The 15228-nt window shown below is 74.0% G+C and carries 14 protein-coding genes; 9 read left to right on the forward strand and 5 right to left on the reverse strand.

What is annotated here, in order from left to right:
* Positions 1-846 (forward strand): hypothetical protein, encoded by an 846-nt coding sequence (locus tag ACZ3X1_RS22685; protein ID WP_467280758.1) that lies wholly within the window; start codon positions 1-3, stop codon positions 844-846.
* Positions 847-928: 82 nt separating this feature from the next.
* On the opposite strand, the gene ACZ3X1_RS22690 is transcribed toward ACZ3X1_RS22685, so the two are convergent.
* Both ACZ3X1_RS22690 and ACZ3X1_RS22695 read right to left on the reverse strand, forming a co-directional pair.
* Complete coding sequence (locus ACZ3X1_RS22690; RefSeq protein ID WP_467280940.1) at positions 929-3082, reverse strand: PP2C family protein-serine/threonine phosphatase; 2154 nt, start codon at positions 3080-3082, stop codon at positions 929-931.
* Positions 3083-3089: 7 nt separating this feature from the next.
* A complete protein-coding gene (locus ACZ3X1_RS22695; RefSeq protein ID WP_467280759.1) occupies positions 3090-4655 on the reverse strand; it encodes an MFS transporter in 1566 nt (521 codons plus the stop codon).
* 63 nt (positions 4656-4718) lie between these two features.
* On the opposite strand from ACZ3X1_RS22695, the gene ACZ3X1_RS22700 reads away from it, so the two are divergent.
* Both ACZ3X1_RS22700 and ACZ3X1_RS22705 read left to right on the forward strand, forming a co-directional pair.
* Complete coding sequence (locus ACZ3X1_RS22700) at positions 4719-5639, forward strand: LysR family transcriptional regulator (protein WP_356813404.1); 921 nt, start codon at positions 4719-4721, stop codon at positions 5637-5639.
* 246 nt (positions 5640-5885) lie between these two features.
* Complete coding sequence (locus tag ACZ3X1_RS22705; RefSeq protein ID WP_356813403.1) at positions 5886-6623, forward strand: class I SAM-dependent methyltransferase; 738 nt, start codon at positions 5886-5888, stop codon at positions 6621-6623.
* Between the two features lie 225 nt (positions 6624-6848).
* Here ACZ3X1_RS22705 and ACZ3X1_RS22710 read toward each other — a convergent pair whose 3' ends face one another.
* Positions 6849-7757 (reverse strand): alpha/beta hydrolase fold domain-containing protein, encoded by a 909-nt coding sequence (locus tag ACZ3X1_RS22710; RefSeq protein WP_467280760.1) that lies wholly within the window; start codon positions 7755-7757, stop codon positions 6849-6851.
* 201 nt (positions 7758-7958) lie between these two features.
* Between ACZ3X1_RS22710 and tdh the strand changes: the two genes are divergently transcribed.
* From tdh to ACZ3X1_RS22725, 3 genes are all read left to right on the forward strand, one after another.
* A complete protein-coding gene (tdh, locus tag ACZ3X1_RS22715; protein ID WP_467280761.1) occupies positions 7959-8987 on the forward strand; it encodes an L-threonine 3-dehydrogenase in 1029 nt (342 codons plus the stop codon).
* A 109-nt stretch (positions 8988-9096) separates the two neighbouring features.
* A complete protein-coding gene (locus ACZ3X1_RS22720; protein WP_356813400.1) occupies positions 9097-10314 on the forward strand; it encodes a glycine C-acetyltransferase in 1218 nt (405 codons plus the stop codon).
* Positions 10315-10326: 12 nt separating this feature from the next.
* Positions 10327-11241, forward strand: a complete 915-nt coding sequence (locus ACZ3X1_RS22725) for a LysR family transcriptional regulator (protein ID WP_356813399.1) — start codon at positions 10327-10329, stop codon at positions 11239-11241.
* A gap of 21 nt (positions 11242-11262) precedes the next feature.
* Here ACZ3X1_RS22725 and ACZ3X1_RS22730 read toward each other — a convergent pair whose 3' ends face one another.
* A complete protein-coding gene (locus ACZ3X1_RS22730) occupies positions 11263-12042 on the reverse strand; it encodes a DeoR/GlpR family DNA-binding transcription regulator (RefSeq protein ID WP_356813398.1) in 780 nt (259 codons plus the stop codon).
* A gap of 178 nt (positions 12043-12220) precedes the next feature.
* Between ACZ3X1_RS22730 and ACZ3X1_RS22735 the strand changes: the two genes are divergently transcribed.
* Genes ACZ3X1_RS22735 through ACZ3X1_RS22745 form a run of 3 tightly spaced genes read left to right on the forward strand, consistent with a single transcriptional unit; the run spans position 12221 to position 14509 of the window.
* Entirely contained in the window at positions 12221-13123 is a 903-nt protein-coding gene (locus ACZ3X1_RS22735) for an SIS domain-containing protein (RefSeq protein WP_356813396.1), read from the forward strand.
* Positions 13120-13956, forward strand: coding sequence for a class II fructose-bisphosphate aldolase (locus ACZ3X1_RS22740; RefSeq protein ID WP_356813395.1), 837 nt, complete (start codon positions 13120-13122; stop codon positions 13954-13956). The genes ACZ3X1_RS22735 and ACZ3X1_RS22740 overlap by 4 nt, the downstream gene beginning before the upstream one ends.
* A 19-nt stretch (positions 13957-13975) precedes the next feature.
* Positions 13976-14509, forward strand: a complete 534-nt coding sequence (locus tag ACZ3X1_RS22745; RefSeq protein ID WP_467280762.1) for a hypothetical protein — start codon at positions 13976-13978, stop codon at positions 14507-14509.
* A 38-nt stretch (positions 14510-14547) separates the two neighbouring features.
* Here ACZ3X1_RS22745 and ACZ3X1_RS22750 read toward each other — a convergent pair whose 3' ends face one another.
* Complete coding sequence (locus ACZ3X1_RS22750) at positions 14548-15102, reverse strand: DinB family protein (RefSeq protein WP_356813393.1); 555 nt, start codon at positions 15100-15102, stop codon at positions 14548-14550.
* Between the last annotated feature and the right edge of the window lie 126 nt (positions 15103-15228).

Raw genomic sequence — 15228 nt, forward strand, 5'->3', positions numbered from 1 at the left:
GTGGAACTGCCCCAGCAGCGCGCCGAAGGCGCGGGCCCCTTCACCACCCGGCTCACCTGGCAGCGCCCCGAAGGACAGACGGTGGTGTGGGAGTCGCGGCCCGCCCGCAGACGCGGAACGCTCGCGGTCCGCAGCCCGGGCGAGACGGCCGTCAGGACGACGACGGCCGATGCCGAGACCCTCGGCCGCATGCGGCGGCTCAACGCCGTCGCCTCCACCGCGTTCGTCATCGGCGGAGCCCTCTTCGCCCTCGGCGCCGCCGTGGCCCAGTTCGGCTGGGGCGACACGGCCGAGAGCGCCGCGATCTACTTCGCGGGAGGCCTGTTCTTCAACACCGGCGGCTACGTCTCGCTCCTCCAGGTGCTGAACGGGCCCCGCCACACCCCGGAGGGCGGCGGCCGACTGGTCACCGCCGGCTGGAAGTGGTGGGGGTACGAGCCGTTGCGCCTGGACTGGCTGAGCACGTTCGTCCTGTTCGTCGGGACGCTCGTGTTCGGCGTCAACCTCCTGGACTCCTTCCTCCAGGGACTCACCGCACAGCAGACCAACCGGCTGGTCTGGACCCCCGACGTGATCGGATGCCTGCTCTTCCTGCTCTCGGGACACCTGGCCTTCGTCGAGATCTGCCACCGCCCGTGGCCCTGCCTGCGCTCGCGCAGCCTCGGCTGGTGGGTCGTCGCGGTCAACCAGTTCGGATCGGTGCTGTTCATGGTCTCGGCCCTGGCCGCCTTCACCCGGCCCGCCACCGGAGGCCTGGTCGACGCCGGAGTCGCCAACTGGGGCACGCTGTGCGGCGCCCTGTGCTTCTCTATCGGCGGGATCCTCCAAGCCTTCGAACGTCCTTAGGGAGTGTCGTCAAAGTGGCGTCGGCCGCCCGAAGGGCGGGGTCGGCGGACTTTGACGACACCCCCTGGGGGCGTCTCGTCGCTCAGCGCGGTGCGGGCTGATCGCAGCCGCCCGTGAGGGACGCCAGCAGCAGGGCGATGTCGTCCGGCCGGTCGGCGGCGTTGCCGATCAGCCGGTCGGCGGTCTCGGTCAGCGGACCCGGCAGTCCCGACGCCAGCGCCAGCCGCAGCCGCTCCACCCCCTCGTCGATGTCGACGCCGGGCAGCTCCACCAGCCCGTCCGTGTACAGGGCGAACACTGCGCCCGGCGCCAGCCGGAGCTCCGTGACCGGGTACGTGGCCTCCGGGTCGACGCCGAGCACCACCCCGCCCGCCAGGTCCAGCACCTCCGTCCGGCCGTCGGGACGGCGCAGCAGCGGCTGCGGGTGCCCGGCCCGCACCGCCTGGGCGGAGCCCGACGCCGGGTCGAGCACCACGTAGCAGCAGCTCGCGAACTGCCCCGGATCGAGGTCGATGAGCAGCCGGTTGGTGCCGCGCACCACCTGCTCCGGCGTGCTGCCGGCGAGCGCGAAGGCCCGTACCGCGCTCCGGAGCTGCCCCATGGTCGCGGCGGCGGCCACCCCGTGGCCCTGGACGTCGCCGATGACCAGGGCCAGCCGGCCCGATCCGGTCTCCACGACGTCGTACCAGTCGCCGCCCACGTCCATGCCGGCGGAGCCGGGCAGATAGCGGCCGACGGTGTCCACGTGCGGCCGCACCGGCAGCCGGTGCGGCAGCAGCGCCGCCTGGAGCCCGTGGGCGAGCGCCGCCTCGCTGTCGTAGCGCCGGGCCCGCGCCAGTGCCTGCGCGATCAGCCCGGCCAGCGCGGTCAGCACCGTACGCTCCTCCGGGCTGAAGCCGCGCGGCGAGTCGAAGCCGAGGATGCACGAGCCGACCGGACGGCCGGACGCGATCAGCGGCAGGAAGGCCCTCGCGCCGACGTCGGCGTCCAGCGGAATGCCCGGATAGGCGGCGGCCAGCCGCTGCATCGACTCGAAGAACAGCGGCCGGCCCGTGGTCAGCGTCTCCACACCCGGCAGCCGGACGTCGAGCGCGACCCCGTCGAATCGGTTCAGGAACCCCCGCGGGAAACCGGTCTCCCATGCCAGGTGCAGATGCCGTTCGTCGAGCAGGTAGATCGCGAGCTGGCGGCCACCGAAGGCCGGCAGCAGCTCATCGGTGACCACCGCCGACACCTGCCGGGCCGTGACCGCCTCCGTCAGGGCGATGGCCAGGGCCACCGGCCGGTACAGCGCGGACGCCTGGTCGGCCGGCGCGTCCACGCCCCCGCCCGGGTCGGCCCCCGCCGTGGACGGGTAGGCGGGCGGGTCGCCCGTGCCGATCGTCACGGTCACGCCGTCCGACGCCGGGTAGAGGCCCACCGACAGCCACTCGCCCGGCGGATGCCGGCCGCGCCGGGCGGAGAAGTGCACCGGCTCCGAGGACATGAAGACGGCCCGGAAATGGTCGTCGTGCGAGGGGTGCCCGAGCCACGGCACCGCCTCCCACAGCAGCCGCCCGTGCAGCTGCCCGGCGCCCACACCCAGCAGGTGCTCCGCCGCGGAGTTGACGAAGCCGATCCGGCCCTGCCGGTCCAGGGAGAGCACCGCCTGCGCGAGCCGGTCCACGGCGCGACCGGCGCCCGCCGCGCCGGCCTCGGCCTCGGGCGGCAGAGCCGGCACGGCGACCGGGTCCCCTTCCCACACCACCGGCTCCCCGGCCGCCGACAGGGCCGACAGCTCGCGTGCCAGCCCCTCCGCGGCCTCCCGGAGCCGCCTGCGGTCCCTGGCCCCGACGGGCACACCGGGGGTGGCCGGACGCAGTACCAGCAGCACGCCGAAACGCTCCGTGCCCGCGGTCACCGGCTCGTACAGCGAGGCGAAGGGGAAGGGCAGCCCGGCGATCAGCTGGGGGAAGCGGCTCATGGCCGACGCGGCGTCGGGGAGGTGTACGGCCTGACCCGAGCGGTAGGCCTCGGCGACCGGAAAGGGCCGGTTGACCTGCATCCGCCACCACGGCCGGAACAGCGGCAGCGGCAGCCCCGTGAACAGGGCCAGCTGCAGGAGCTCGCCGGAGCTCGAGCGCAGGTACACCCCGCCCGCGTACCCGCCCACGGCCTCCACGGCGCTCATGGCGGCCCGGGCGAGCGCCTGGACCATGGCGTCGGTGGCCGCGCCGACGCTGCCCGCTCTCGCCATCACACAGTCAGGATGCGCCTTCGGGGACGGCATCGGCATCCCGGCGGCGAGGCGGTACGCCCTGCTCCCGCGGGCCTCGTCCCGAGCCGTGCCGGCCGGTTCCGCGGAGCCCCGCCACCACCGCGGCCGACGCGAGGAGCAGCACCACGGCCACCGTGCGCAGCGCCGTCCCCATCGCGTCGGTGAAGGCGGCGACTTCGGCCGGATCCTGCGGGTTCCCGGGGAACCGGGAGGCCAGCACCGTGCCCACCACGGCCACGCCGAGGGCGGCGCCGACCTCCCGGGCCGCCGTGTTCGGTCCGGAGCCGAGCCCGGCCTGGTGAGCGGGCAGCGCACCGACCACCGTCAGGGTCAGCGAGGGCGCGGACAGGCCCGCGCCGGCCGACAGGACCAGCAGGTAGAGCGCGTACACGGGATACGGGGTGCCCGCGTCTGCCGTGGAGACCAGCAGCAGGCCCGCCCCGATCAGGCCGAGCCCGGTGCCCACCGGCAGGCGGGGCCCGGTGCGCTCCTCCAGTCGCGCGCCGAACCGGGGCAGCAGAGCCATCCCGACGGTCAGCGGGACGATCGCGAGACCGGCCTCGGCCGGGGAGAACCCCTTCGCGTACTGCAGGTACTGCGCGTTGACGAAGAAGAGCGCGAACATCCCGAAGAAGCCGGCCCCGATGCCCAGCGTCCCGGCGCGCAGCCGCCGTGAGGCGAAGATGCGCGGGTCCAGCAGCGGGCGGGCGGCGCGCAGCGCGTGTCCGGTGAAAGCGGCGAGGAGGCCCGCGCCCGCGGCGAAGGCGACCAGCACACGGGCCGAGGCCCAGCCGTGCCCGGGTCCCTCGATGATCCCGTAGACCACCGCTACCAGTGCCCCGGTGAGCAGCACCGTGCCCAGGGGGTCGACGGCGGCGTCGGGCCGCGAGGGAGTACGGGGGACCGTACGGGCGACGGCGAGGGCGAGCAGCGCGCCGAGCGGGACGACGGTCCAGAACAGGGCCCGCCAGGTCAGGTACGCGCCGGCCAGGCCGCCGCCGACGTTGCCCGTGAGCCCGCCGAGGCCCACGGCGAGCGTCCAGGTCGCCAGGGCCCGGCCGCGGGCCTCCGGCGGACTCAGGTGGATCAGGACCGACATCGTGGCGGGCATGATCAGGGCCGCGCCGGCGCCGGACAGGCCGCGCCCGGCGATCAGGACGGCCGGGACGGTGGCGAGCGCGCTGACGGCCGCGCCCGCGGCGAAGAGGCCGAGCCCGGCGAGCAGGGCGCCCTTGCGGCCGTGGCGGTCTCCGAGCGCTCCGGCGGGGATCAGCAGGGCGGCGAAGACGACGACGTAGGCGTCCACCGACCACAGCAGCTCGCCGGGGTCCGGGCGCAGCGCGGAGGCGGCGAGCTGCGGGATCAGCAGGTTGACGGCGGCGACCAGGGCCTGGGCGGTCAGCACGCAGGCGCACAGGACGAGCAGGGCGGGCCGGGAGAGGGACGTCGCGGGCGGGCCGGCGGTCGGGTCCCGCGGGACGGCATGGCGGAGCACGGCTCCTCCTGGGAGTCGGAATCGAGAGGGAGTCGGGACAGGACGGGCGGTGCCCATCCCCCCTGATTCACCGTAGAGTTGGCCGGACCTGCTTTCCAGTGCAAGTTCTGCAAGGGATCCATGCGTGTGACGCAATCCGGGTTGGACCTGAATCTCCTCGTCGCCCTCGATGTGCTCCTGGAGGAGTCGAGCGTGAGCCGGGCGGCGGCGCGCCTGCACCTGTCCGAGCCCGCCATGAGCCGCACCCTCGGCCGGATCCGCAAGGCCCTCGGCGATCCGGTCCTGGTCCGGGCCGGGCGGGTCATGGTGCCCACCCCGCACGCACTCGCCGTGCGGGGCGAGGTCCACTCGGTCGTGGAACGGGCCCGGGCCCTCTTCCTGAGTGGCGGCCAGGTGGACCTGCCCACTCTTACCCGCACCTTCACCGTGCTGGCCAACGACGCCTTCACCGCCGTCACCGGCGCCGCGCTCTTCAGCCGCGTGACCAGCGAGGCGCCCGGCGTGCGGCTGCGGTTCCTCGCCGAGAGCCACGTGGAGGTGCCGGCGCTGCGCGAAGGCGTCGCCGACCTGGAACTCGGCGTCATCGACACCCGCTCGCCGGAGGTCCACGTCGAGCACCTCTACGACGAGCGGATGGTGGCCGTCGTACGCCCGGGCCACCCGCTGCTGCGCGGCCGCCCCACGGCGCGCCGCTTCGCCGCGGCCGACCACCTCATCGCCTCCCGGCGCGGCCGCCTGGAAGGCCCGGTGGACGCCGCGCTCGGCGAACAGGGGCTGTCCCGGCGGGTGGTGGGCAGCGTGGGCAGCTTCCCCACCTCCCTGTTCGTCCTGCGCGAGAGCGACCTCGTGGGGCTGCTGACCGCCCGGGCCGTGCCGCTCGCCGCCGCGCTGGGTCTGGAGACCTTCGAGATCCCCCTCGACCTGCCCGCGCTGCCCTTCGGCATGGCCTGGCACCCGCGCCACGACGCCGACCCGGCCCACGCCTGGCTGCGCGGCCGCGCCCGTGAACTCATGACGACACGGTCGCAGCCGCACCCGTAAGGGCTGTCCCGCGCCGATCCACGGGGGATGGCGGGACAGCCCTCAGGTCGTGTCGTCAAAGTCCCGCCCGGCCGGGCTTCGGGCGGCCGACGCCACTTTGACGACACTCCCCACCGGTCCGGGCCGCCGCGATAGGCCGACCGCTTCCCTCGTCCGGGGGACGTACGGGGTGCGGGCGGCCATCCGCCCCTGCCGCGGGGCACGATACGCACGCGTCCCACCCGGCAGGCCCCCGGAAGGCAGAGCATGCGGTTCCAGTACGACACCATCGGCGAGCGTTACGCGGAGTCCAAGAGCACGGCGGCCTTCTCCGCGGCCGACACCTACACCCTCCACGGGGCCCTCGACGCGCTCGGCGGACTGCGCGGCCTTGACGCCCTCGACCTGGCCTGCGGATACGGCTACAACACCCGGCTGCTGGCCCGCGGCGGGGCCCGGCGCACGGTCGGCGTGGACGTCTCGGAGGAGATGATCCGCCTGGCCCGCGAACACGAGGCGACGAAGGACCGCCCCGACGTCGAATACGTCGTCGCCGACGCGGCCGGCCTGCCCGACCTCGGCCCCTTCGACCTCGCCACCGCCGCGTACGTGTTCAGCTACGCGCCCGACCGCCGGACCCTGCACGCGATGTTCCGGTCCGTCCGCGCCAACCTGCGCGCCGGCGGCCGGCTGCTCGCCATCGTGCCCAACGCCGGGGCGTTCCCGCGGGTGGACTGGTCGCCGTACGGGGTCCGCATCCTCGACCGGGTCCGCGACGGCGACGCGCCGCTGCTGAAGGCGCACTTCCTGACCGAGCCGCCGGTGCCGTTCGAGTTCCGCGAATGGGCCCACGCCGACCTCGCCGAGGCGGCCGTCGAGGCGGGCTTCGTCACCGTCGGCTGGCAGCCGAACCGGACGCCGCCCGCCGACCCCGTACGCGACGACGCCTACTGGACGGCCTACCGCGCCTGGCCGATCAGCTCCTTGATGACCTGTACGGCCTAAGGGCGGTCCCGTGATGCCCGGCGGGCGCACGACGACAGCCACGGCACCGCGCCGCGTTGGCGGAACGCCCGGATACGGCCCGGTATCAGGACACTGCTCCGCCGTGCGGTGCACCGCATCCGACGCCGCGCGCCGATCCACCGGGGATGACGGGACAGCCCTCAGAAGGTGTCTGCCGATCATGCCGGGCTCGGCCCGATCGACAGGACACCCCCTGGCCCCGCATCACAGTTCCGCCGCGGACCTGACCAGCTCCACGATCCTGTCCCGCGCCGCCCGCCCCTCCGGCACCGGCAGCAGCGGGTACACGTGCGGAAGCCCCACCGCCTCGTGGAACTCCACCTCGGCCCCCTCCGCACGGGCCCGGCGCACCAGCTCCCGGCTGTCCGTCGTGAGCACGTCCCGGGTCCCGCTGAAGACCGTCAGCGGCGCGAGCCCCCCGAACGTCCCGTGCAGCGGGCTCACCAGGGGGTCCCCGGGGGCGAGCGTCCCCGCGTACAGCCGCCCGGCCTCGACCAGCCCCGCACGGGCCAGCACAGGATCCGCCTCCTCGATCGCCGCCTGGTCCGGATGGCTCATCGTCACGTCCAGCCACGGCGAGACCAGCACGATCCGTGAAGGCTGCTCGCCGTCCCGGTCGCGCAGGCGCTGCGCGGCCGCCAGCGCCAGCCCGGCCCCGGCCGAGTCGCCGATGAGCACCGTCCCGCCGTCACCGCCGCCCGCGATCAGCCCGCTCAGCAGGTCGGTGGCCACCGGGACGGTCCGGTCCGCGGTTCCGCGCGGAGCCAGGATGTACGCGGGTACGACGACACGCGCCCGGGCCCGCGTCACCAGGGTCCGCACCAGCTCCCAGTGCGGCCGCTCCAGCTCGCCCACGTAGCCGCCGCCGTGCACGTACAGCACCTGCGCCGACGGCTCGGCCCCCAGCGGGGACACGTCGTACACCGGCCAGGCGCCGACGAAGGTCCGGGAGATGTCCGCGACCCGGCCCAGCCGGCGCGGCGGCAGATGCGACGCGGGTCGGCGGGCCGCCGATGCCACCCGGGCCCGTACGGCCTCGGCGCTCGCGAACCGTCTTCGCCGCCCCGCCGCGACCATGGCGACCGAAAGCGCCCTGCTGCGCAGACTCGGCACGCCCCTCACCTCCCCTTTTCCCTGCCCCGTCAAGGGAGGAGCATAGGCGTGGAGACACGCTCGTGAAGCTGCGCTGTCGGCCCGTTTAAGAAAGTCTAGATGGACTGATCACCACGGAGATCGGCAGATTGGTGCCGTTCACCGACGCCGCCCGAGCCCCGCACGCTCACGGCGCCCCCTTCCGCATGCCTGGAGCCACCCATGAAGGCACTCGTCAAGCACAAAGCCGAGCCCGGCCTGTGGCTCATGGACGTCCCGGAGCCCGAGTACGGGCCCGGCGACGTGCTGATCAAGGTGCTGCGCACCGGCATCTGCGGAACCGACCTGCACATCCGCTCCTGGGACGGCTGGGCGCAGGGCGCGGTCAAGACCCCTCTCGTCCTCGGCCACGAGTTCGTCGGCGAGGTCGCGGCGGTCGGCTCGGACGTCGCGGACATCGAGCTCGGCGCGCTGGTCAGCGGCGAGGGCCACCTGGTGTGCGGCAAGTGCCGCAACTGCCTCGCCGGCCGCCGCCACCTGTGCCGCAGCACGATCGGCCTCGGTGTGGGACGGGACGGCGCCTTCGCCGAGTACGTGGTCCTGCCCGCGCAGAACGTGTGGGTGCACCGCACGGCCGTGGACCTGGACGTCGCCGCGATCTTCGACCCCTTCGGCAACGCCGTGCACACGGCGCTGTCCTTCCCGCTGGTCGGCGAGGACGTGCTGATCACCGGCGCCGGCCCGATCGGCATCATGGCGGCCGCCGTCGCCAAGCACGCCGGCGCGCGCAACGTCGTCATCACCGACGTGAGCCCCGAGCGGCTGGAGATCGCCCGCAAGGCGGGCGCCACGCTCGCCGTGAACGTCGCCGAGTCCTCGATCGCCGCGGCGCAGGCACAGCTCGGCCTGCGCGAGGGCTTCGACATCGGCCTGGAGATGTCCGGGCGCGGCGAGGCCATGCGCGACATGATCGACAACATGACGCACGGCGGCCGGATCGCCATGCTGGGCCTGCCCGCCACGGACTTCCCCGTCCACTGGGCGAAGGTCGTCACCTCGATGATCACGATCAAGGGCATCTACGGCCGTGAGATGTTCGAGACCTGGTACGCGATGACGGTGCTCCTGGAGGGCGGGCTCGACCTCAGCCCCGTCATCACCGGCCGCTACTCCCACCGCGACTTCGAGGCCGCCTTCGACGAGGCGTCGACCGCCCGCAGCGGCAAGATCATCCTGGACTGGACCGCGTAACCGCGTAACCGTCCCCTTCCCCCACGAACCATCTCCCTCCGGCCGGGCCCCGCAAACCCTCCCCCCTCCGCGGGGCCCGGCCCCCTCCGCCGCACAAGGAGAACGCAGCATGTTCGAGACCGTCCGCGACGACCTCCGCACCACGCTCGACGAGATCCGCTCCGCCGGTCTGCACAAGCCCGAGCGCGTCATCGGCACCCCGCAGAGCGCGGCCGTCGCCGTGACCTCGGCAGGCGCCGGCAGTGCCGCCGGTGAGGTGCTCAACTTCTGCGCCAACAACTACCTGGGGCTGGCCGACCACCCCGAGGTCGTCGCCGCCGCGAAGGACGCACTGGACCGCTGGGGCTACGGCATGGCCTCCGTCCGCTTCATCTGCGGCACCCAGGAGGTGCACAAGGAGCTGGAGGCGCGGCTCTCGGCCTTCCTCGGCCAGGAGGACACCATCCTCTACTCCTCCTGCTTCGACGCCAACGGCGGCGTCTTCGAGACCCTCCTCGGCGCCGAGGACGCGGTCATCTCCGATGCCCTCAACCACGCCTCCATCATCGACGGCATCCGCCTCTCCAAGGCCCGCCGCTTCCGCTACGCCAACCGCGACATGGCCGAGCTGGAGACGCGCCTGAAGGAGGCCACCGAAGGCGGCGCCCGCCGCAAGCTGATCGTCACCGACGGCGTCTTCTCCATGGACGGCTACGTCGCCCCCCTGCAGGAGATCTGCGACCTGGCCGAGCGCTACGACGCCATGGTCATGGTCGACGACTCCCACGCGGTCGGCTTCGTCGGCCCCGGTGGCCGCGGTACCCCCGAGCTGCACGGCGTCATGGACCGCGTCGACATCATCACCGGCACCCTGGGCAAGGCCCTCGGCGGCGCCTCCGGCGGCTACGTCGCCGCGCGCGCCGAGATCGTCGAGCTGCTGCGCCAGCGCTCGCGCCCGTACCTCTTCTCCAACTCCCTCGCCCCGGTCATCGCGGCCGCCTCCCTCAAGGTCCTCGACCTGCTGGAATCGGCCGGTGACCTGCGCGAACGCCTCGCCGCCAACACCGCGCTCTTCCGCACCGAGATGACCGAGGCCGGCTTCGAGATCCTGCCCGGCGACCACGCCATCGCCCCCGTGATGATCGGCGACGCGGCGGAGGCCGGCCGGATGGCCGAGCTGCTCCTGGAGCGCGGCGTCTACGTGATCGGCTTCTCCTACCCGGTGGTGCCGATGGGTGCGGCGCGCATCCGCGTCCAGCTCTCCGCGGCCCACTCCACGGCCGACGTGGAGCGCGCGGTGGCCGCCTTCGTCGACGCCCGTGCGGCGCTTTCCGCTGCTCAGGGCTGACATCATGGAGGGGTGATCGACCCCCGCCGGCTGCGCATCCTGCGGGCCGTGGCGGACCACCGTACGGTGACCGCCGCGGCCGCAGCCCTCTACCTCACCCCCTCCGCCGTCTCCCAGCAGCTCGCTGCGCTGGAACAGGAGACGGGCCACGTGCTGCTCACCCGCAGCGGCCGCGGTGTACGGCTGACCGCGGCCGGCGAGATCCTGCTCGGCCACGCCCACGAGGTGTTCGCGCAGCTGGAGCGGGCGGAGGCCGAGCTCGCGGCGTACGCGGAGGGGGCCGGCGGCGAGGTCACCGTCGCCGCCTTCGCGACGGGCATCGCCGAGGTCCTCGCACCGGCGATCGCCCGGCTCGCGCTCGACCACCCGGGGATCCGGCTGCGGGTGCGTGACGCGGAGGGCGACCAGAGCCTGCCGCTGCTCCTGGACGGCGAGGCGGACCTCGCGCTCGCGGTCGAGTACCGGGGCGCTCCGGGCGCCGACGACGGCCGGCTCTCCGTCGTCCCGCTCTACGCGGAACCCTTCGACGCGGTACTGCCCGCGGGGCATCCGCTGGCCGACCTGCCCGCGGTGTCGCTGGCGGACCTGTCCGACTCGGACTGGGTGGGCCAGTACCCCGGCAACCCGTGCCACGACGTGACCCTGCTCGCGTGCGAACTGGCCGGGTTCCAGCCGCGGTTCGCGCACTCCTCCGACGACTTCCGCGCCGTGACGGCGCTCGTGGGAGCCGGGGCCGGGGTGGCCCTCGTACCGCGCTCCGCGCTGCGCGGCATGGACCTGAAAGAGGTGCAGGTCCGCCCGGTCACCGGACCGGCCGCCACCCGCCGGGTCTTCGCGGCGACCCGCCGCGGCGCCGAGACCCACCCGCTGATCGCCCCCGTACTGGCGGCGCTGGTCCGGGAGTCGGAGCGCCTGCCGGCCCACTGAGGTGGCGGTCCTGCCGCCCGCTCAGACCGTGACCACGTCGACCCCCGCCGCGGTGAAGGCGCGGCCCACCGCCGGGGCGAGGCCGGTGTCCGTCACCAGGACGTGCACGGACGACGTCGCGCAGATACGGGCGAAGGCGCGGACGCCCAGCTTGCTGGAGTCCGCCGCCACGACCACCCGGCGCGCGCGTTCGCACAGGAGGCGGTTGACCGAGGCCTCGTCCTCGTGCCGGGTCGCCGCACCGTCCTGCGGGTCGAAGCCGTCCACGCCGAGCACCGCCGTGTCCACCGCGAGCTGCCCGAGGACCTGTTCGGCGAGCGGCCCCGTCAGCTCGTACGACTGCGGCCGTGCGACACCGCCCGTCAGCACGATCTTGAACTGCGGCCGGATCACCAGTTCGCCCGCGATGTTGAGGGCGTTGGTGACCACGGTGAGCGCCGGCGAGCCCTGGGCCAGGTCCGGACGCCCGGCCAAGGCCCGCGCCACCTCCGTGGTCGTGGTGCCGCCCGTCAGGCCGATCACCTCGCCCGGGGTGATCAGCGCCGCGACGGCCCGGCTGATCCGGCTCTTCTCGGCCGCGCGCCGTGACGTCCGGTAGCGCAGGGGCAGTTCGTAACTGACGCCGTGCACCACCGCCCCGCCGCGCGTGCGGACCAGCAGCTGCTGCTCGGCGAGCTGGTCGAGGTCGCGGCGGATGGTCGCGGCGGACACCCCGAGAGCCTCGGCCGCCGGCTCCACCTCCAGCTCGCCCCGCTCCACCAGCAGGTCCAGCAGTGTCTGCCAGCGCTCCTTGCGCGTCATCGGCCGCCCCCTCCCGTACTCGTCCCGTGGCCTCCGTCGGGCTACCCGGCGACACTAACTCAGCAGATCACCCCGTGGTTGCTTGAAGTTGCGCGAAAGTGCCCGCTACCTTGCAGGAAAACGCACGACGCACCCCGCACAACGCATTCAGATCCGTCTGCCGCACGAGGGAGCCCGTATGAGTCACGTCGCGTACGAGTTGGGCACGCAGCCCGCATGCTGGGAGCGGGCCGCCGAACTGGCCCCCGCCCGCCGGGCGGTGCTGCCGCAGCCGGGGGAGCGTACCGCGATCGTCGGGTGCGGAACCTCGTACCACATGGCCCAGGCGGCCGCCGTGTTGCGGGAGGGGGCAGGGCAGGGGGAGACCGACGCCTTCCCCGCGTCCGAGTTCCCGCGCCACCGCCGCTACGACCGTGTCGTCGCCCTCACCCGCTCCGGCACCACCACCGAGGTCCTGGACCTGCTGGCCGCACTGCGCGACGCGGGCGTGCCCACCACCGCCGTCATCGGCGATCCGGCGACCCCGGTGATGTCACTGGCTGACGAACTCGTCGTCCTCGACTTCGCGGACGAACGGTCCGTCGTGCAGACCCGCTTCGCGACCACCGCCCTGACCCTGCTGCGCGCGCACGTCGGACTGCACAGCGCCGCGGCCGTCGCCGACGCCCGTACGGCCCTCGACGAACCGCTCCCGGAGGAGCTGGCCGGCCGGGGCCAGTTCACCTTCCTCGGCCGCGGCTGGAGCGTCGGGCTCGCCCACGAGGCGGCCCTGAAGATGCGGGAGGCCTCGCTGTCCTGGGCCGAGTCCTATCCGGCGATGGAGTACCGGCACGGGCCGGTCAGTGTCTCCGGGCCGGGCACCGTCACCTGGTCGCTCGATACGGCCCCCGACGGGCTCGCCGAACAGGTCCGCCGCACGGGCGGCCAATGGGTGGCCGGGCGGCTCGACCCGCTCGCCGAACTGGTCCGAGTGCACCGCCTCGCCCTCGCCGTCGCGGTCCGGCGCGGACTGGACCCGGACGCCCCCCGCAATCTGACCCGCTCGGTGATCCTCTCCACCGGCGAGGAGGCGGTCCGATGACCCTCGTCTGCGCGGGCGCGCTCGTCCGGGAGGCCTCCGGGGCCGGCCGCGCCGTCGCCGCCTTCAACATCATCACGCTGGAGCACGCCGAAGCCGTCGTCGCCGGCGCCGAGGCGGCCGGGCTGCCGGTCATCCTCCAACTGAGCGAGAACGCCGTGAAGTTCCGTGAGGGTCGCCTGCTGCCGATCTCCCGGGCCGCCGCCGCCTGTGCGGAGGCGGCGGCGGTCCCGGTCGGCCTGCACCTCGACCACGTCAAGAGCCCCGAGCTGCTGCGGCAGGCGTGCGACGCGGGATACAGCTCGGTGATGTACGACGCGGCGCAGCTGCCGTACGCCGAGAACCTGGAGGCCACCCGCTCGGCCGCCGACTGGGCGCACGCCAACGGACTGTGGATCGAGGCCGAACTGGGCGAGGTCGGCGGCAAGAACGGCGCCGCCCCGCCGGACCCGCACGCGCCCGGCGCCCGTACGGACCCGGACGAGGCGCGGCGGTTCGTCGCCGACTCCGGAGTCGACGCACTGGCCGTCGCCATCGGCAGCAGCCACGCGATGACCAGCCGGACCGCCGCCCTCGACCACGCACTGCTGGCACGGCTCGCCAAGGCGGTGGACGTACCGCTCGTCCTGCACGGCTCGTCCGGACTGCCGGACTCCGAGCTCGCGGCGGCCGTCGCGGGAGGCATCCGCAAGGTCAACATCGGTACCGCGCTGAACCTGGCCATGACGGAGGCCATCCGCGCACACCTCACCCCGGCGGACCCCCGACCGTACCTGACGGCGGCCCGCACGGCGATGACGGCGACGGCCACGGCTATGATCGGCGCCCTGAACTGAAGGGCGCTGGGGGGCGGACGTGGAAGCACGGCGGGGACGCACCGACCGCAGGCGCTTCCTGCTGCTCGCCGGGATCCCGCTGCTGACCGCCGGCGCGGGTACGGCGTACGCCGTGTGGCCCGGGCCGGCCGAGCCCGGGCCGCAGGTGCGGACCGACCTGGAACCGCTGAACGCCCGCTTCGGGCCGTACGTGGGGACCCTGGCCGAGGCGCACTGGCTCGGCTACGACATCGACGAGCCCCCCGGCGGCAGCCGCACCGTCCCCGGCCCCGACTCCAGGATCCGCCTGGTCGGCATCGCACGCCTGACGGCCGGCGGGGCGGCGGCGGTCACGGGGAAGGCGGAGTACGCCTTCGCGCCGGGGGGCGCCACGCCGTCCGCCCTGCCCGCCGAGCTGGAGCCGTACGCGCCGGGTGGCGCGACCTGGCAGCACAGCCCGCGGTTCGACGCGTACGCGAACCACGAGGGGGCCGAGGGGCACCCGTCGGGGGAGTACCTCTTCGACGCGGCCAGGGACCTCGTCCGCTTCGACCTCCTGTACCTCTACACCTGACGGGCCGTGGCTGCGGCGCCGACCGGCGGTGTCGGACGTCAGATGCCCACGGCCCCGTCTATCCGCTCGCGGAGCAGGTCGGCGTGCCCGTTGTGCCGGGCGTACTCCTCGACCATGTGGATCAGCACCCAGCGCAGGGACACCCTGCCGCGCCACGCGTCGTCGGCCTCGACGTCCAGGTCCGGCGCTTCGGCGACGAACCGTTCGGCGAAGGCCACTTCGTCGCGCCAGGCCTCCCACGCCGCCTCGACGGCGGCGGGGTCATCGGGCAGGGCGCCGTCGAAGTCACCGTCGGGATCGTCCTCGGAGGAGAAGCGGGGCGGGGCGTCCTGACCCGCCAGGACCTTCCGGAACCAGCGGCGCTCCACGTCCGCCATGTGCCGCACCAGCCCGAGGAGCGAGAGCGTCGACGGTTCCACCGACCGCCGCGCCAACTCGGAGCCCAGGCCCGCACACTTCAGCTCCAGCGTCGCCCGGTGGTCGGCCAGGAAGGCGGTCAGCATGGGCCGTTCGCCGCCGGTCGCGGGGCCGCCGAAGCGGGCCTCGCGTTCGGGGTCGACGAAGAACTCCGCTCTGCTCCTTGGGCTCGTCATGGCCGAAGTATCGCCGCCGGAGCCGAACGGCCGACGCCCGGGTCCTTCCGAATTCTTGCAACAGGTTCTAGTCTGGCCGCCGCCATCCCAGCGAACCGGCTGTGACCGCGAGATTCCCGGAGGGGC

Source organism: Streptomyces sp. NPDC023541 (assembly GCF_055559995.1).